The sequence below is a fragment of the Pseudomonas sp. GM24 genome (genome assembly GCF_000282235.1).
Lineage (GTDB): Bacteria > Pseudomonadota > Gammaproteobacteria > Pseudomonadales > Pseudomonadaceae > Aquipseudomonas.
The window spans coordinates 1-16,316 of record NZ_AKJR01000049.1; the positions used below are offsets into that span (position 1 = coordinate 1).

Consider the following 16,316-nt stretch of genomic DNA (forward strand, 5'->3'; position numbering starts at 1 on the left):
CAGCCTTCGGCAGCTCCTACAGGTGTACGCATTTAAATGCAGGAGCTGCCGAAGGCTGCGATCTTTTTTGTCCATCATGACTATGATGCCAATAGCCAACCTTGATTCGCCGCCCTCCACGCCCGGGCCTATTCTTCAAGCATGTGTTCAACATGGATCGAGGAGTAGAAAACATGGGCAAACGTCACCCCAATCTTCCCGCGTGGCAATGGCGCGCGTACCCGGGTAATCACCAGCACCCGACCAATCTGGTGCTGCACCTGATTGCCGTGCCGTTGTTTATCGTCGCGTTTCTGCTGATCGTGTCCGGGGTGTTCAGCCTGAGTCTGGCCAGCGTCGCCATCGGCGTGATCGGTATCGTTGCGGCGCTGGGTTTGCAGCGCCACGGCCACAGCCTGGAGGCGCAAGCCTCCGAGCCGTTCAGTGATCGTAAAGATGCCGTGTCGCGCTTATTGGTCGAGCAGTTTCTGACCTTTCCGCGCTTCTTTCTCAGCGGCGGCTGGTGGCGCGCTTGGCGTGAACGCCACCGTCGGCACTGACTCAGGCGAAGATCGTGACGGTCTGGCGACTCATCGCAATCAGTTCACCTTCTGCGCTCCACAGCTTGGCGGCGACATGGCCGTAGCCATCGGCGGCGTACTCGATGTCGGCCAGGTATTGGCACCAGTCCAGCGTGCTCAAATCGTGTAGCGGCTGCACAAATTCGATGGTCCAGGTCAGCGTACTGCCCGGTGCAGGCTTCTTCAGATACGGCAACAGCGCGGGCGGCCACGCATCGACCAAGGCCAGCAGATGCGCCTCGTTGACCGGTTCTTCTTTGACATCTCCACGCAAGCGCACCCAGCCGCCCATCAGCCGCGATTGAGTGCCGGTGAACGGCATGCCGCCGACGCTCCAGCGCATTGCCAGATGACGCATGAACTCCGGGGTCACGCCTTTGATATAGGGTAATTCCTGGCATTCATCCCAGTGTTTCATTGACGGCGCCGGATACGCTTCGACTGCCACCTCCGACGGCCGAGAGGCACCGAAACTACCCTGAACGATGGTCACCACCTGACCATTCTGGATCGCCCGGCCCATGACCTGGCTGACGGCCTTGCCTTCGCGCAGTACATCCACTTCGAAACTCACCGGGACTTCAGGCTCGACCGGGCCGACAAAGGTGATCGCCAGCGAACGTACCGGGCGATCCGCCGGGACCTTCGCGCGTATGGCTTCGTATTGCAGCGCAGCCACCAGACCACCGAAGCTCGCACGCCCCTGGCCCCATTCGGCAGGAATGGTCAGTTCTGGTTGGCGGCGGACCGCCTCGAGCAGATCGCTAAAGCGCATGGCAACCTCAAAAAACGAAAAAGGAATGCAGGGATCTTAACCAGACCTGCACAGCGCCGCAGCGTCTATTCCGGTCAAATGGGCTGACAGAAAGGCCTTAGCGTATTTCAAATACAGACACAAAACCCTGTAGGAGCTGCCGAAGGCTGCGATCTTTTGATTTTGATTTTTAACAACAAGATCAAAAGATCGCAGCCTTCGGCAGCTCCTGCAGGCGATATCGCGGGGCTCAGGTTATTTGAAACAGGCTGAACTGAGTTTTTCCAGCACACGATCAGCTTTGCTTTCGGCTTTGATCATGGTCGCCTGCCAAGTGGCGACACAGGGCTGAAGATCCGCCTCCAGTTCGGCTTTCGCCAGCCACTGCCAGCAATCGTGCCAGTCACCCAACGCGCCTTGGGCCGACTTCAATCGCGCCAGCGCCGCCTCGGGCAAGCGGTCCAGTTCGGGATAGGCTTCGATGCCGTAGCGCACGCGCTTGATCAGCAAACGTAAGCGGTGACGATCGTGAGCGGGATCGTGCAGCGCCTCGTCGAGTTTCTGCCATTGCTTGCCGAGGCGTTTCTCGATGCGCTTGTCCAAACCTTTGAGCAAGCCCTGACGCTGTGAGGCGCGCAGAAATCGCGGGAACGCGTCGAGAATCATCAGCAGCGAGGCCACTTCGGCACTCGCCGCCAGCGCCGGATAAGCCTCGGCCATCTGCGCCATGCGGCGTTGCGCGGCTTCAGGCTGATCATGCGCGAGCAGGTACGCCGCCAACACCTCGCGATCACGCCACGGGGTGGTCAATTGGCCGACCGCCGAGGCGGCATCTTCCAGTTGCTCGACACCGGGCAAGCCGCGCAATGGCCGCAACAGGCTGCGCAAGCGCCGCACCGTAGTGCGCAGATCGTGCAGCGCCTCGGGGTCGGTACGTGCCGTCAATCGCGCCTGACAGGCCAGCAGCCGCACCTCCAGACTCAGGACATGAGCCACCAACCGGTCAACCAACGCAGACATCACTTGCTCCTGATTCAAATGGCTCTGACGATCATTCTGCTGCCCAGCGAACGCAGCCTCCTTGCTTCACGTCAGCAGCTTAGCGGCCGGCGCGGGATTCGCGAATGTAGAAACGCGCTTTCTCGGCTTTCTTGCTGCAGCCTTCGAAACCCTCGAATTGTTGCTGAGTCTTCGCGGCAGTCAGCAGCGACAACGCTTTGGAGTAGCTGACGGTGCCGGCAAAGCCTTCGGCCTTGGCCAGATCCAGCTCATGCCAGGCCGCGTCGAGCTGGCTGCCGCAGCTGTCGCGGTAAGCGGTTTTACCGGCGCAACCGGCCAATGCCAGAGCCATCAACGGCACACAGATCCAGGCTTTCATCACTCACACCTCAAATAGGTCAACAATCGTGCAGGTAAGACGGCCTGGCTGCGAAAAAGTGCCTTGCCGGCGGGTGAAACCGCGCAACTGAGAAGGATAGCGCTGAAGGGTCATGCAGGAGCGAAAAAACGACGTCACTGGCGCACTGAACGACTTCGGCGATTGAGCCGGTCCGGCGATGGGTGCATTGTGGAACCTTGTCGGGAGGACGCTGGATGAAAAAAAAACGTGTCGCGCTGGTACTGGGCTCCGGTGGCGCCCGGGGCTATGCCCATATCGGGGTCATTGAAGAGATCGAGAAACGCGGGTACGAAATCGCCTGCATTGCCGGCTGTTCGATGGGCGCCGTGGTCGGCGGGATCTACGCCGCCGGCAAGCTCGATGAATACCGCAACTGGATCGAAAGTCTCGACTATCTGGACGTACTGCGCCTGGTCGACGTGAGTTTCCGCCTCGGCGCGATTCGCGGCGAAAAAGTCTTCGGCCAGATCCGCAAGATCGTCGGCGAAATCAACATCGAAGACTTGCGCATCCCCTACACCGCGGTCGCTGCCGACCTCACCAACCAACAGGAGATCTGGTTTCAGGAAGGCTGCCTGCATCAGGCGATGCGCGCCTCGGCGGCGATTCCTAGTCTGTTCACGCCAGTGATGCAAGGCAATCGCATGCTGGTCGACGGCGGCATTCTCAACCCGTTGCCGATCGTGCCGGTGGTGTCGAGTCACTGTGATCTGATCATTGCGGTCAACCTCAACTCGACCAACCAGCGTCACTACAAACTGCCGGTGATCCAGCGCCCCGCCGCGTTCCGCTCACGCTTCGACAACCTGATCAGATCACTGGGATCGAAGATGCCGTTCCGCCGTACACAGGCCGAGCAACTGTTGCGTCTCGAGCAGGAAGCGTTGCGTGCCGAAGCAGCAGACATCAACCCCTGGCTGGACGGCGCCGAGCCGGAGAGCCAGCAACCGGCCGCCGCGCCAGAGCGTGAAGGCGCGCCGAAATCGGCGACCGGTTCATTCATCATCGATAACGTCGGGCCGGCGTCGCTGCTGGATTTGATCAACCAGAGTTTCGAGGTGATGCAGACCTCGTTGGCGCAGTACAAGATCGCTGGGTATCCGCCGGACATCCTGATCAACGTGCCGAAGCGGGTGTGCCGGTTTTTCGAGTTTTACAAGGCGCCGGAGCTGATCGCGTTGGGGCGCGAGATTGCGCGGGATACGCTGGATCGGTATGACAGTGAGCAGAGCAGAGAGCCCTGAAGTTTTCCGCAGTCTTTAAGGGCCTCATCGCTGGCAAGCCAGCTCCCACAGTGATCGAGGTGATACACAGATTTCAATCACAGCTGAAAAACCTGTGGGAGCTGGCTTGCCAGCGATGGCGTCTGCCGGGACAACAAATGGCTAAAGAGTGTTGTCACTCAACAGCCGATAGCCAACCCCCGCCTCAGTCACGATAAACCGCGGCCGCGTCGGATCATCCGCGAGTTTCTGGCGCAAATGCCCCACCACAATCCGCAGATAATGGCTGTCCTCGGTGTGGGTCGGCCCCCAGATATCCTTGAGCAATTGCTGCTGGGTAATCACTCGCCCCGGATGCCGCGCCAGTTGCGCCAGCACTGCGTACTCCTTACGAGTCAGCGCCACTTCGACACCGTCGAGCAGCACCCGCCGATAGGCCAGATCCACGGTCAACGGGCCGAAACTCAACGCCGCCTGCTGCGCCTCCCCCGTCGGCGCCTGACGCAACAAGGCGCGGACCCGGGCGAGAAACTCCTGGATGCCGAACGGCTTGGTCACGTAGTCATTGGCGCCGCCATCCAACGCCTGGACTTTCTGCCCTTCGCTGGCGCGCACCGACAACACCAACACCGGCGCCGTGGCCCACTCGCGAAATTCGCGCAGCACTTGCTGGCCGTCCATGTCCGGCAGGCCGAGGTCGAGCACCAGCAAATCCGGTTTGTTCAGCGCCGCCTGCGCCAGGCCTTCGGCACCGGTGCCGGCCTCAAGCACTTTGTAGCCCTGGGAAGCGAGGCTGATGCGCAGGAACTTGCGGATCTGCGGTTCGTCGTCGATGACCAAAATGGTCGCGGTCTGGCTCATGAATTCACATCAACACAAAAGAGTGGCAAGAGATTAGCGCAGTCCGCATCAGGCTTCATTGTCCATCCCCGGTTGCGCTTGCAACGGCAAGTGCAAAGTGATGCAGGTGCCGCGTCCGTCGATGCCGTCGGCGACACTGATGCGACCGCCGTGCGCGCCGACCATGCCCTGACAGATTGCCAGGCCGAGGCCAGTGCCCTGCCCCCCGCGATCACCACGGGCTGCGGTGTAGAACATGTCGAAAATCTTCGCCCGTTCATCCTCGGGAATCCCCGGCCCCTCGTCGCTGACCGAGAAGAAAATCTCCTCGTCATTCGCTCCCGCGCTGAGTTGTAAACGACCGTGAACAGGTGAGAAACGCGCTGCGTTTTCCATCACATTGACCAATGCCTGTTCAATCAACGCGGCATGGACGAACAATAGCGGCAACTCACTCGGCACATCGGTACTGACCTGGAGCGGCGCCAATACCGCGCGCAGGCGATTGAGTGAGCTGCCGACGATATCGGCGGGCGACACCCAGTCCCGCGCAAGTTTCAACGCACCGTGGCCGAGCCGGGTCATGTCGAGCAGGTTCTGGATGTAGCGGTCGAGGCGTTCGGCTTCATCACGGGTGCCTTCGAGCAGTTCACGACGATCCTCCAGCGGGATCGCTTCGCCGAGGGCCAACAGGCTGTCGATGCTGCCGCGCATGGCGGTCAGCGGCGTGCGCAAGTCGTGAGACACCGACGCCAATAGCGCACTGCGCAATTGTTCGGTCTCGCCGTGCAGGCGCGCGGCTTCCAGGTCATCGGCCAACTGCGCGCGCGCCAGCGCTTGGGCGAGCGGCTGACTCAACGCGGTGAGCAAGCGGCGACGCTGGCCACTCAAGGTCTGGCCTTCCTTGGCACACACGCCAAGCAACGCCAGCGGCCCATCCTCGACCGACAGCGGCCACCACCACCAGCGTCCGAACGGCAACGTGCCGGTGCCCATGCCCGCCGGTTGATCGTGCTGCCAGGCCCAATCGGCGGCGGCGCGTTCGGACTCGGTAAATTCCAGCGGCCCGCCGGTCTCGATTTTCCAGCCGCCCTGGCCGTCGCGATTAAGCAGGCACAACTGCAGATCGCTCCAGCCATTGAGGTGTTGCGCGGCAGCGCTGACCACAGCCTGGCGATCGGTGGCGGCGGTGAGTTTGCGCGACAGGTCAAGCAGTTCGGTGGTTTCTTCCTGGGTGTCACGCAAGGCTTGCAATTGCCGACGCTGACGCGCCGCAAGATTACCGGTGAGCGCCGCCATCAACAGGAAAAACAATAAAGTCAGGACGTCTTCTTCGCGCTGGATGGCGAAGGAAAAATTCGGCGGGATGAACAGAAAGTCATAGGTCAGAAACGACAACGCCGCACAGGCCAGCGCCGGACCGAGACTGCTGCGCACCGCCACCAGCAACACTGCCGCGAGGAACACCAGCGAGATATTCGGCAGCGGCAACACACTCGACACCGCCCACGCCAGCGCACTGGCCAACACCGTGGCAACCAGCGCCAGCGCATAGTCGAACCACACCAGTGTCAGCGGGTTTCGCGGGCGCGACTGCGGGTGTTCATGATCGTTGTCGAGGACGTTGATTTCCAGCCCATGGGCCTGACGCAACAGACGCGCCGCCAAGCCACCGCCGAACAGTCGACGACGCCAACTGGGCCGAGACTGGCCGACCAACACCAGACTCGCACGGCGCTCGGCAGCATGCTGGACCAAGGTTTTCGCCACTTCACCGGCGCGCAGCAACACCACTTCACCACCGAGGCGTTCGGCCAGTTGCTGAGCGCTTTGCAGGCGCAGGCGCGATTGCTCGTCGCGTACGCTGCCGTTATCGACATGCACCAGACTCCACGGTAAATGCCGGCGCTGGGCGACACGACTGGCATGCCGTACCAGGCGTTCGGCTTGCGCATCACCATCGACGCCGACCAGCAATCGCCCGCGCACTGCCGGGGCGGCCTGACCGAGCTGGCGATAGCCTTGAGCGAGATCGTTATCGACCTGCGCAGCGGCGGTTTGCATCGCCAGTTCGCGCAACGCGGTGAGGTTGGTCTGGGTGAAAAACGCATCGATCGCTGCGCGGGCCTGTTCCGGCACGTAGACCTTGCCTTCACGCAGACGCTCGAGCAGTTCACGCGGCGGCAGGTCGATCAACAGCAGTTCGTAGGCTTCTTGCAGCACCCAGTCCGGCAGGGTTTCGCGCACTTGCACACCGGTGATGCCGCGCACCTGATCGTTGAGGCTTTCCAGGTGCTGGACGTTGACCGTGGTGAATACGTCGATACCGGCGGCGAGCAGTTCCTGAATGTCTTGCCAGCGTTTCGCGTGGCGGCTGCCGGGGGCGTTGCTGTGGGCCAGTTCATCGACCAGCACCAACTTCGGCCTGGCCGCGAGAATGCCGTCGAGGTCCATTTCTTCGAGCATCACGCCACGGTATTCCGAGCGCACCAGCGGTTGCTGCGGCAGGCCGCCAAGCAACGCTTCGGTTTCGGCGCGGCCGTGGGTTTCAACGACCCCAGCGAGGACTTTCACGCCTTGGCGCAATTGCGTGTGGGCAGCCTGAAGCATGGCGTAGGTCTTGCCGACACCGGGGGCGGCGCCGAGGAAAACCTTGAGCCGGCCACGGCCGTCACGGGGCAGGTCTGCTAACAGCGCGTCGGCGCGGCCGGAGTCGCTCATGCTTGATGTTCTCTCTTCCTGATGATCTCGTTCCCACGCTTTGCGTGGGAATGCAGCCCGGGACGCTCTGCGTCCCACCAAAGCGGACGCGGAGCGTCCATTGATGCATTCCCACGCAGAGCGTGGGAACGATCATCTTCTACAGTTTTTCCAGGGCCATGTTCAGCTCCAGCACATTGACCACCGGCGGCCCCACCAGCGGCTGTTCGATATGCGCATCGAGCAGTTGCTGAAGAGTCGATACCGGCACATTTCGCGCTGCTGCGACACGCGCCAGTTGATAGGCAATCGCTGCCGGTGGCAAGTGCGGATCAAGGCCGCTGCCGGAGGTGGTCAGCAAGGCCAATGGCACCGGGCCCTGACCAGGAACCTGCAATTTGTTGGCATCGTCGATCACCCGCGTGGCGAGTGCCGGATTGCTCGGCGCCAGGTTGCTCGCGCTGCTGGAAACGGTGGCAAACGCACCGGCGGAGGGACGTGGATGGAACCACGCATCGCCGACAAAATCCTGGGCAATCAGTGACGAGCCACGGACTTTACCGTCGGCGTCGTGCACCAGGCTGCCGTTGGCTTGAGCGGGGAATGCGACTTGCGCGACGCCGGTCACCACCAGTGGATAGGCGACGCCGGTGACCAGGGTCATCAGCACCAGCAGGCTCAGGGCCGGACGTATCATTGTGGACATTTCAAAATCCTCGAATTCGTTGGGCAAACTTTGGTGGGGTGTCAGGGAGATCTTTTCCCCCTCACCCCAGCCCTCTCCCCAAGGGGGCGAGGGGGAAAGGGAGCCGATCTTTGTGCTTTTCAAAACCTGAGTTCGACTCGGTATTTCAGGTCGATGTACCTCTTTTGAACCACTCGGTCAGTCCCCTCTCCCTCTGGGAGAGGGTTAGGGTGAGGGGCTTTTTCCAGCCTCACACCAAATGCAGCGCCGTGAGCAACATGTCGATCGCCTTGATCCCCACAAACGGCACCAGAATCCCGCCCAATCCGTAGATCAGCAGATTGCGCCGCAGCAACGCTGCCGCACTCGCCGCCTGCACCCGCACACCACGCAGCGCCAGTGGAATCAGCACGACGATGATCAAGGCGTTGAAGACGATGGCCGAGAGAATCGCGCTCTGCGGACTGGTCAGTTGCATGATGTTCAGCACACCCAGCTGCGGATAAATCGAGGCAAACAGCGCCGGCAGGATCGCGAAGTATTTGGCCACGTCGTTGGCGATGGAAAACGTCGTCAGCGCGCCACGGGTCACCAGCAATTCCTTGCCGATCTGCACCACGTCGAGCAGCTTGGTCGGATCGCTGTCGAGGTCGACCATGTTCGCCGCTTCGCGGGCAGCCTGGGTGCCGTCGTTCATCGCCATGCCGACGTCAGCCTGAGCCAGCGCCGGGGCATCGTTGGCGCCGTCGCCGCACATCGCGACCAGGCGACCGTCGTTTTGCTCATGACGAATGCGCGCGAGTTTTTTCTCCGGGGTGGCCTCGGCGAGAACGTCATCGACACCCGCCTCAGCGGCGATGGCGGCGGCAGTCAGCGGGTTATCACCGGTGACCATCACGGTGCGAATGCCCAGTTTGCGCAGTTCGGCGAAACGTTCGCGGATGCCTGGTTTGACCACGTCCTTGAGGTGGATCGCGCCCAGCAATTTGCCGTCGGCACACACCAGCAATGGCGTGCCACCGCTCTGCGCGATCTTGTCGATTTCCCGCGACAGTGCCGGAGCCAGATCCGAGCGTTTCTGGCCGAGGAAACTCAGCAGCGAGTCCACCGCACCTTTGCGATAGACGCGGCCCTGATAGTCGACACCGGACAAACGGGTTTCCGCGCTGAACGGCACAGCGGTCAAGGTTTCCAGCGCCGGCTCAGGCTGCGGGTGCAGACCGCGCAGGTATTCGACGATGGATTTACCTTCAGCGGTTTCGTCGGCCAAGGATGCGAACAACGCACCTTCAGCCAGTTCGCGACCGCTCACACCCGGCGCGGCATACACCGCGCTGCAACGACGGTTACCGAAGGTGATGGTGCCGGTCTTGTCGAGCAGCAGCACATGCACGTCCCCCGCCGCTTCCACCGCACGACCGGACTTGGCAATCACATTGAGGCGCACCAGACGATCCATCCCGGCAATACCGATGGCCGACAGCAAACCGCCAATGGTGGTCGGGATCAGCGTGACCAGCAGCGCCACAAGGAATACCAGCGGCAGGCTGCCGTTGGCGAAATGGGCGAACGGTTGCAGGGTCACGACTACCAACAGGAAGATCAGGGTCAGGCCGATCAGCAGGATGTCCAGCGCCACTTCGTTTGGCGTCTTCTGACGCTTGGCGCCTTCGACCAGTGCGATCATGCGGTCCAGAGTCGACTCACCGGGGTTGACGGTGATCTTCACCAGCAACCAGTCGGACACCAGACGGGTGTTGCCGGTGACGGCCGAACGATCGCCACCGGATTCACGAATCACCGGCGCCGATTCACCGGTGATCGCCGCTTCGTTGACCGCCGCGATGCCTTCGATGACTTCGCCGTCACCGGGGATCATTTCCCCGGCTTCGACACGCACCACATCGCCTTTGCGCAGACTTGCCGCTGGCACTACCTGAAAGCTGCCGTTAGCCTGTTTACGCCGTGCGCTGAGGCCTTCGCTGCCAGCCTTGAGGCTGTCGGCGCGGGCCTTGCCGCGACCTTCGGCCAAGGCTTCGGCGAAGTTGGCAAACAGCACGGTGAACCACAGCCACAGGGCGATTTGCGCAGCGACGAAGGTCGGCACGTCGGCGTCGGGAATAAAGCACAGCACCGTGGTGAAAATTGCGGTCAGTTCGACCACCAGCATCACCGGCGAACGTTTCAGTTGCCGAGGGTCGAGCTTGACGAAGGCTTGCACCAGCGCCGGCCGCCACAGGGCCGAGATCGCGGTTTTCGCTTGTTCCGGCGCCTTGACGACGGCGGGTTTGATTGCGGGCATATTCATCATCCAGCTCCTAAAATGAAAGGCTTAGAAGCCCATGCTCAGGTGTTCCGCGATTGGGCCGAGCGCCAGGGTTGGCAGGAAGGTCAGGCCGCCCACCAGCAAAATGGTCACGGTCAACAGGGTCACGAACAGCGGGCCGTGGGTCGGGAAGCTGTTCTGCCCGATCGGCGCGGTTTTCTTCATCGCCAGGCTGCCGGCCAAGGCCAGAACCGGCAGGATGTAACCGAAGCGACCGATCAACATGCCCAGACCGAGCATCAGGTTGTGGAACGGTGTGTTGGCGCTCAGGCCACCGAACGCCGAACCGTTGTTGGCACTGGCAGAGGTGTAGGCGTAGAGCAACTGGCTGAACCCATGCGGGCCGGGGTTGCTGATGGTCGCCGCAGCACTGGGAACCGCTGCGGCAATCGCACCGAGCACCAGCACGCCGACCGGCATGACCAGCAGGGTCACCACCAGTAATTGCACCTCACGCGCCTGGAGTTTCTTGCCGAGGTATTCCGGGGTGCGACCGATCATCAAACCGGCGAGGAACACCGCGATCAGCACGTTGAGCAACATGCCGTAGAGCCCGGCACCAACGCCGCCGAAGATCACTTCGCCGACCATCATGTTGACCAGCGCGACCATGCCGCTGAGCGGGTTGAGGCTGTCGTGCATGCCGTTGACCGAACCGTTCGACGCGGCCGTCGTCGTCACCGACCACAGCACCGTGGCGGTGGTGCCGAAGCGCGCTTCTTTACCTTCCAGCGGTGCAGTCTGTTCGACGGCGGCGTTGTTCAGGGTCGGATTCGGTTGGTACTCAGCCCACAGCGAAGTCGCGCCACCGATCAGGAACAGCGCGAGCATGCAGGCGATAATCGCGCGGCTCTGGCGCAGGTCTTTGACGTAGTGGCCGAAGGTGAACACCAGCGCCACCGGAATCAGAATGATCGAAGCGACTTCGAACAGGTTGCTCCACGCGGTCGGGTTCTCGAACGGATGCGCCGAGTTGACGCCGAAGAAGCCGCCGCCGTTGGTGCCCAGTTGCTTGATCGCAATCTGGCTGGCGGCCGGGCCGAGCGGGATCACTTGATCAACGCCTTGCATCGTCACCGCGTTCACATACTGCGCAAAGGTCTGCGGCACGCCCTGCCAGACCAGATACAGCGCCAACAGCAAGCACAACGGCAACAGGCCGTAGAGGGTGGCGCGGGTCATGTCGACCCAGAAGTTGCCGAGAGTTTTCGTCGATTTGCGGCCGATGCCACGGCACAGCGCAACCAGCACGGCCAGGCCGGTGGCGGCGCTGACGAAGTTCTGCACGGTGAGACCGACCATCTGGCTCAGGTAGCTGAGGGTCGCTTCGCCGCTGTAGGACTGCCAGTTGGTGTTGGTCATGAAACTGACCGCGGTGTTGAACGCCTGCGTCCACTCCTGGCCCGGCAGATTTTGCGGGTTCAGTGGCAAGTGATCCTGGAACAACAGAATCGCGAACAGCAGCAGGAAACCGGCGAGGTTGAACGCCAGCAGCGCCAGCGTGTACTTCTGCCAGCTCTGCTCAGCCTGCGGATCGACCCCGGCGATGCGATAGCAACCGCGCTCGACCGGGCCGAGAACCGGCGTCAGCCAAGTGCGCTGACCTTCCATCACTTTGTAGTAGAAGCGCCCGAGCAGCGGCGCCGGCAGCAGGACCACCGCGAAAAACGCGAGGATCAGCCAATAGTCATAACTGTGCATAGCCGCTCCTAGTTCCGATCCGCGCGCAACAGCGCAACCAACAGATAAATGAACAGCCCCACTGCCAATAGCAGTGACACCCCGTCCAGAACGCTCATGGAAGATCTCCGTGTTACGGCGTATTGCCGCGTGTGGAGGCATTGTCGGAAAGGAGGCTGTAAAGGAACGAGAGCGAGGGGTCTGGCTGGGCATAAAGAAAGCGTAAAGAGTGGGTTTATGCCGGCGTTACAGCAGGTTTTTGCGCCGTCAGGCGGGCCTCTTCGCGAGCAGGCTCGCTCCCACATTTTGAAATGCACTCACCTGCTCGCGAAGACGGCATCAACGCCGACATCGCACCCAACTGGCGCACAAAAAGCAGCTATCCCACCGCGAACATCCCCGATACGACAGCTTTCAACTCATTACGACTTGTTTCAACGCAATGGCACGCCCACTGCAAACGCCCTCTCCCGAGCTTTTCAAACCGTTCAGGGAGCAAACGCATGAACACACAACTCAAACCCACGCTGGGCACGCTGCACCTGTGGGGCATTGCGGTAGGGCTGGTGATTTCCGGAGAGTACTTCGGCTGGAGTTACGGCTGGGGTGTGGCCGGGACCCTGGGGTTCCTGGTGACCTCGTTCATGGTCGCGACCATGTACACCTGTTTTATCTTCAGTTTCACCGAACTCACGACCGCAATTCCCCATGCGGGTGGGCCGTTCGCCTACAGCCGTCGCGCCTTCGGTGAAAAGGGTGGCTTGATTGCCGGGTTGGCAACGCTGATCGAGTTCGTCTTCGCCCCACCGGCAATCGCCCTAGCCATTGGCGCCTACCTTAATGTGCAGTTTCCGGCGCTCGATCCGAAACACGCGGCGGTCGGTGCGTACATCGTGTTCATGGGGCTGAATATTCTTGGGGTGAAACTGGCGGCTACTTTCGAACTGATTGTTTGCGTGCTGGCCGTGGCTGAATTGCTGGTGTTCATGGGCGTGGTCGCCCCTGCGTTCAGCTTCAGCAACTTTGCCTTGAATGGCTGGGCCGGCTCCGACGTGTTTGGCGCGCCGGCGATTGCCGGGATGTTCGCGGCCATTCCGTTTGCGATCTGGTTCTTCCTGGCCATCGAAGGCGCGGCGATGGCTGCCGAAGAAGCCAAGGATCCGAAACGCACGATTCCCAAGGCTTATATAAGCGGCATTCTGACCCTGGTGTTGCTGGCGATGGGTGTGATGTTCTTTGCCGGCGGCGTCGGCGACTGGCGCACCTTGGCCAACATCAACGACCCACTACCGCAGGCGATGAAAACCGTGGTCGGCGACAACTCCGGCTGGCTGCACATGCTGGTGTGGATCGGTCTGTTCGGTCTGGTCGCCAGTTTCCACGGCATCATCCTCGGCTATTCACGGCAGTTCTTCGCTCTGGCTCGCGCGGGTTATCTCCCAGCCTCGCTGGCGAAACTCTCACGCTTCCAGACGCCACACCGCGCCATCATTGTCGGCGGCATCATCGGCATCGCGGCGATTTACAGCGACGGTCTGATCAACCTCGGCGGCATGACCCTCACCGCCGCGATGATCACCATGGCGGTATTCGGCGCGATCGTGATGTACATCATGAGCATGCTCAGTCTGTTCAAACTGCGTAAATCGGAACCGAATCTGGAACGTACCTTCCGCGCGCCGTGCTACCCGTTGATTCCGCTGATTGCCTTGGTGCTGGCGGTGGTGTGTCTGGTGGCGATGGCGTGGTTCAACGCGTTGATCGGGCTGATCTTCCTCGGCTTCATGGCAGTCGGTTTCGGCTACTTCCTGCTCACCGGACAACTGCGTGCCAACGCACCGGCCGATGCGATGCTGACGGGCAATTGAGGGATTTCGGGTGTACCGGGTGCAAGCGGCCTAGAATGGAACCACTGCGAGTTCACTTCGCTCAAACGTGGTATGCAGCGTCGCACGGCGAAATCCTCGTCCGTCGACCTGCCCTTAAGGAGAGCCGTTATGCCTTGGTATGCCTGGTTGATTCTAGTCGTTGCAATCGGCTCGATCGTCGGCGGATTGATGATGTTGCGCGACACCGCCAACAAGGTCGATCTGACCGATGAAGAACGCCGACGCGTTGCCCAACGCAATGCCGAAGCGGACGCCAAAGATGCGCAGGACCGCTGAACACAACCCCGCCTGATCGGCGGGGTTTGTGCTTTTTATAGCCATTGGACCTATCTGCACGCTTTTAAGAAGTAGAAGTACAGTCACCATCTAATTTTCCTTGGTTAAGATGGGGACATTGTTGCGGAGAGTTCCACATGCGTTATTCGCAGGATCATAAAGCCCAGACCCATCAGCGCATCATCAAGGAGGCTTCGGCTCGCTTTCGCAAGGACGGAATCGGCGCTACAGGCCTGCAACCCCTGATGAAAGCGCTGGGTCTGACCCATGGCGGTTTCTACTCACATTTCAAGTCCAAGGACGAATTGGTCGAGAAAGCCTTGCAAGAGGCCGGCAACCAGGTCGACGGTTTGTGCGCCGAGATTTTTTCCCAGGACAATCCGCTCGATGTCTTCATCGAAACGTATCTGTCCGAATGGCACCAGACATCGCCGCATGAAGGTTGTCCGTTGCTGACCATTTCTTCCGAGCTGGGCCTGCGTGGCCAACCTAGCCCCACCAGCGACGTGGTCCTCAACGCGCGGCTGGAGCAGATCGAAAACAGCCTCGAAGGAGAGAACAGCGCTGACCGCGCCATCGTCATCATGTCGACACTGGTCGGCGCGCTGCTGCTGTCACGCAGCGTCGCGGATGCCGAGTTTGCGCAACGCATCCTCGATGTCACCCGCGATCATCTCAAGAACCGCGACTAAGCCTGCCAGCGCTTGAACAGCACGCTGGCATTGACCCCGCCAAACCCGAAACCATTGGACAGTGCATATTCGATCGACATCGGCCGCGCTTGGCCATGGACGATGTCCACCCCTGCGCTCGCCGGATCGGGATTGTCGAAATTCAGCGTCGGCGGAACGACCTGATCACGAATGGCCAACAGTGTGAAAATGGCTTCAAGCCCGCCGGCAGCGCCGAGCAAATGACCGGTGGCTGACTTGGTCGAGGTCACGGCGATTTTATTTTGCGTGCCGAACAACGCTTTGATCGCCGCCAGTTCGCCGAGGTCGCCCACCGGGGTCGAAGTCGCATGAGCGTTGAGGTGTTGCACCTGTTCCGGCTCGATACCCGCCTGCGCCAGTGCCAACGTCATCGCCCGCCTGGCACCGCTGCCATCTTCCGGCCCGGCCGTCAGGTGATAGGCGTCGGCGCTGGTGCCATAACCGACCAGCTCAGCCAAAGGCTTGGCCCCCCGGGCCAAGGCATGCTCCAGAGATTCGATCACCAGCAGCCCCGCGCCCTCGCCCATCACGAAACCGTCGCGACCGCTGTCGAATGGTCGAGATGCGCGCTCCGGGGTGTCGTTGTAACCGCTCGACAGTGCCCGTGCTGCCGCAAAACCGGCAAGACTGACGCGGTCGATGCAAGCTTCCGCGCCACCGCACACGGCAATATCCGCTTCGCCGGCGCGAATCAAGCGCGCCGCATCGCCAATCGCTTGAACACCCGCAGCGCACGCCGTCACCGGCGCCCCCAAAGGCCCCTTGAGGCCGTGCTGAATGGACACGTGCCCTGCCGCGAGATTGACCAGAAACGACGGAATGGTAAATGGTGACAAACGCCGAGGACCGCGACTGTCGGTGGTGCGCACGGCGTCGGCAATCGCGCCGAAACCACCGACACCGGAACCGATGATCGTTGCGGTACGCTCCTGGCTTTTGCTCTCCGACGGATGCCAGTCAGCCTGCTCCAGCGCCTGCCGGGCAGCCTCCATGGCGAACAGAATAAAGCGGTCCATCTTCTTCTGTTCCTTGGGTGACGTGGCGCGATCCGGATCAAAACCTGCTTCAGCATCCTCTTCCAGCGTCGGCACCGCGCCGCCGACTCGCGTGGGCAAATCAGCGACCGTTGCCTCAGGCAAGTTACGCAGACCAGAACGCCCGGCCAGCAAGCGCTGCCATACGACTTCAAGATCGCTGCCCAAGGGTGAAACCAGGCCCATGCCCGTGACGACTATTCGACGCGAATCCATACCGTGATGACCTCTGATCAA

The 16,316-nt window shown here is 61.3% G+C and carries 15 protein-coding genes; 5 read left to right on the forward strand and 10 right to left on the reverse strand.

Features of this window, described 5'->3' with window-relative positions:
* The first annotated feature begins 173 nt into the window (after positions 1 to 173).
* The gene (locus tag PMI23_RS07975; protein WP_007908547.1) at positions 174 to 539 is read left to right on the forward strand and encodes an Mpo1-like protein; all 366 of its coding nucleotides are present in this window, start codon (positions 174 to 176) and stop codon (positions 537 to 539) included.
* A 1-nt stretch (position 540) separates the two neighbouring features.
* On the opposite strand, the gene PMI23_RS07980 is transcribed toward PMI23_RS07975, so the two are convergent.
* From PMI23_RS07980 to PMI23_RS07990, 3 genes are all read right to left on the reverse strand, one after another.
* Complete coding sequence (locus tag PMI23_RS07980) at positions 541 to 1,335, reverse strand: acyl-CoA thioesterase (RefSeq protein ID WP_007908545.1); 795 nt, start codon at positions 1,333 to 1,335, stop codon at positions 541 to 543.
* Positions 1,336 to 1,569: 234 nt separating this feature from the next.
* Positions 1,570 to 2,334 carry a CHAD domain-containing protein gene (locus PMI23_RS07985; protein ID WP_007908544.1) on the reverse strand — a complete coding sequence of 255 codons (765 nt, stop codon included), beginning with the start codon at positions 2,332 to 2,334 and terminating at the stop codon, positions 1,570 to 1,572.
* Between the two features lie 79 nt (positions 2,335 to 2,413).
* Positions 2,414 to 2,692, reverse strand: coding sequence for a hypothetical protein (locus tag PMI23_RS07990; RefSeq protein ID WP_007908543.1), 279 nt, complete (start codon positions 2,690 to 2,692; stop codon positions 2,414 to 2,416).
* Positions 2,693 to 2,907: 215 nt separating this feature from the next.
* Between PMI23_RS07990 and PMI23_RS07995 the strand changes: the two genes are divergently transcribed.
* On the forward strand, positions 2,908 to 3,957 hold the full coding sequence (locus PMI23_RS07995; RefSeq protein ID WP_007908542.1) for a patatin-like phospholipase family protein: 1,050 nt from the start codon (positions 2,908 to 2,910) through the stop codon (positions 3,955 to 3,957).
* A 141-nt stretch (positions 3,958 to 4,098) separates the two neighbouring features.
* Here the strand turns inward: PMI23_RS07995 and PMI23_RS08000 are convergent, their stop codons facing one another.
* The 6 genes from PMI23_RS08000 to kdpF all read right to left on the reverse strand — a co-directional run bounded on the left by PMI23_RS08000 (position 4,099) and on the right by kdpF (position 12,286).
* Positions 4,099 to 4,797 (reverse strand): response regulator, encoded by a 699-nt coding sequence (locus PMI23_RS08000; protein ID WP_007908541.1) that lies wholly within the window; start codon positions 4,795 to 4,797, stop codon positions 4,099 to 4,101.
* A gap of 48 nt (positions 4,798 to 4,845) precedes the next feature.
* Complete coding sequence (locus tag PMI23_RS08005) at positions 4,846 to 7,497, reverse strand: sensor histidine kinase (RefSeq protein ID WP_007908532.1); 2,652 nt, start codon at positions 7,495 to 7,497, stop codon at positions 4,846 to 4,848.
* 139 nt (positions 7,498 to 7,636) lie between these two features.
* The gene (gene kdpC / locus PMI23_RS08010) at positions 7,637 to 8,182 is read right to left on the reverse strand and encodes a potassium-transporting ATPase subunit KdpC (RefSeq protein ID WP_007908524.1); all 546 of its coding nucleotides are present in this window, start codon (positions 8,180 to 8,182) and stop codon (positions 7,637 to 7,639) included.
* A gap of 229 nt (positions 8,183 to 8,411) precedes the next feature.
* The gene (kdpB, locus tag PMI23_RS08015; protein WP_007949740.1) at positions 8,412 to 10,469 is read right to left on the reverse strand and encodes a potassium-transporting ATPase subunit KdpB; all 2,058 of its coding nucleotides are present in this window, start codon (positions 10,467 to 10,469) and stop codon (positions 8,412 to 8,414) included.
* Between the two features lie 24 nt (positions 10,470 to 10,493).
* Positions 10,494 to 12,188 (reverse strand): potassium-transporting ATPase subunit KdpA, encoded by a 1,695-nt coding sequence (kdpA, locus tag PMI23_RS08020; RefSeq protein WP_007908510.1) that lies wholly within the window; start codon positions 12,186 to 12,188, stop codon positions 10,494 to 10,496.
* Between the two features lie 8 nt (positions 12,189 to 12,196).
* Positions 12,197 to 12,286 carry a K(+)-transporting ATPase subunit F gene (kdpF, locus tag PMI23_RS29220; protein WP_007899818.1) on the reverse strand — a complete coding sequence of 30 codons (90 nt, stop codon included), beginning with the start codon at positions 12,284 to 12,286 and terminating at the stop codon, positions 12,197 to 12,199.
* A gap of 384 nt (positions 12,287 to 12,670) precedes the next feature.
* Between kdpF and eat the strand changes: the two genes are divergently transcribed.
* From eat to PMI23_RS08030, 3 genes are all read left to right on the forward strand, one after another.
* Positions 12,671 to 14,035 (forward strand): ethanolamine permease, encoded by a 1,365-nt coding sequence (eat, locus tag PMI23_RS08025; RefSeq protein ID WP_007908507.1) that lies wholly within the window; start codon positions 12,671 to 12,673, stop codon positions 14,033 to 14,035.
* Positions 14,036 to 14,164: 129 nt separating this feature from the next.
* Positions 14,165 to 14,332, forward strand: coding sequence for a DUF2897 family protein (locus tag PMI23_RS29225; RefSeq protein ID WP_007908505.1), 168 nt, complete (start codon positions 14,165 to 14,167; stop codon positions 14,330 to 14,332).
* 137 nt (positions 14,333 to 14,469) lie between these two features.
* Positions 14,470 to 15,024 (forward strand): TetR/AcrR family transcriptional regulator, encoded by a 555-nt coding sequence (locus PMI23_RS08030; RefSeq protein WP_007908503.1) that lies wholly within the window; start codon positions 14,470 to 14,472, stop codon positions 15,022 to 15,024.
* Here the strand turns inward: PMI23_RS08030 and fabF are convergent.
* On the reverse strand, positions 15,021 to 16,295 hold the full coding sequence (fabF, locus tag PMI23_RS08035) for a beta-ketoacyl-ACP synthase II (RefSeq protein WP_007949741.1): 1,275 nt from the start codon (positions 16,293 to 16,295) through the stop codon (positions 15,021 to 15,023). The genes PMI23_RS08030 and fabF overlap by 4 nt on opposite strands.
* Positions 16,296 to 16,316 lie beyond the last annotated feature (21 nt).

What these genes read in the sequence shown, in the direction of transcription:
- PMI23_RS07975 (WP_007908547.1), top strand. Translation starts at nt 174, where the DNA reads ATGGGCAAACGTCACCCCAATCTTCCCGCGTGGCAATGGCGCGCGTAC.
- PMI23_RS07980 (WP_007908545.1), bottom strand. Translation starts at nt 1,335, where the DNA reads ATGCGCTTTAGCGATCTGCTCGAGGCGGTCCGCCGCCAACCAGAACTG.
- PMI23_RS07985 (WP_007908544.1), bottom strand. Translation starts at nt 2,334, where the DNA reads ATGTCTGCGTTGGTTGACCGGTTGGTGGCTCATGTCCTGAGTCTGGAG.
- PMI23_RS07990 (WP_007908543.1), bottom strand. Translation starts at nt 2,692, where the DNA reads ATGAAAGCCTGGATCTGTGTGCCGTTGATGGCTCTGGCATTGGCCGGT.
- PMI23_RS07995 (WP_007908542.1), top strand. Translation starts at nt 2,908, where the DNA reads ATGAAAAAAAAACGTGTCGCGCTGGTACTGGGCTCCGGTGGCGCCCGG.
- PMI23_RS08000 (WP_007908541.1), bottom strand. Translation starts at nt 4,797, where the DNA reads ATGAGCCAGACCGCGACCATTTTGGTCATCGACGACGAACCGCAGATC.
- PMI23_RS08005 (WP_007908532.1), bottom strand. Translation starts at nt 7,497, where the DNA reads ATGAGCGACTCCGGCCGCGCCGACGCGCTGTTAGCAGACCTGCCCCGT.
- kdpC (WP_007908524.1), bottom strand. Translation starts at nt 8,182, where the DNA reads ATGTCCACAATGATACGTCCGGCCCTGAGCCTGCTGGTGCTGATGACC.
- kdpB (WP_007949740.1), bottom strand. Translation starts at nt 10,469, where the DNA reads ATGAATATGCCCGCAATCAAACCCGCCGTCGTCAAGGCGCCGGAACAA.
- kdpA (WP_007908510.1), bottom strand. Translation starts at nt 12,188, where the DNA reads ATGCACAGTTATGACTATTGGCTGATCCTCGCGTTTTTCGCGGTGGTC.
- kdpF (WP_007899818.1), bottom strand. Translation starts at nt 12,286, where the DNA reads ATGAGCGTTCTGGACGGGGTGTCACTGCTATTGGCAGTGGGGCTGTTC.
- eat (WP_007908507.1), top strand. Translation starts at nt 12,671, where the DNA reads ATGAACACACAACTCAAACCCACGCTGGGCACGCTGCACCTGTGGGGC.
- PMI23_RS29225 (WP_007908505.1), top strand. Translation starts at nt 14,165, where the DNA reads ATGCCTTGGTATGCCTGGTTGATTCTAGTCGTTGCAATCGGCTCGATC.
- PMI23_RS08030 (WP_007908503.1), top strand. Translation starts at nt 14,470, where the DNA reads ATGCGTTATTCGCAGGATCATAAAGCCCAGACCCATCAGCGCATCATC.
- fabF (WP_007949741.1), bottom strand. Translation starts at nt 16,295, where the DNA reads ATGGATTCGCGTCGAATAGTCGTCACGGGCATGGGCCTGGTTTCACCC.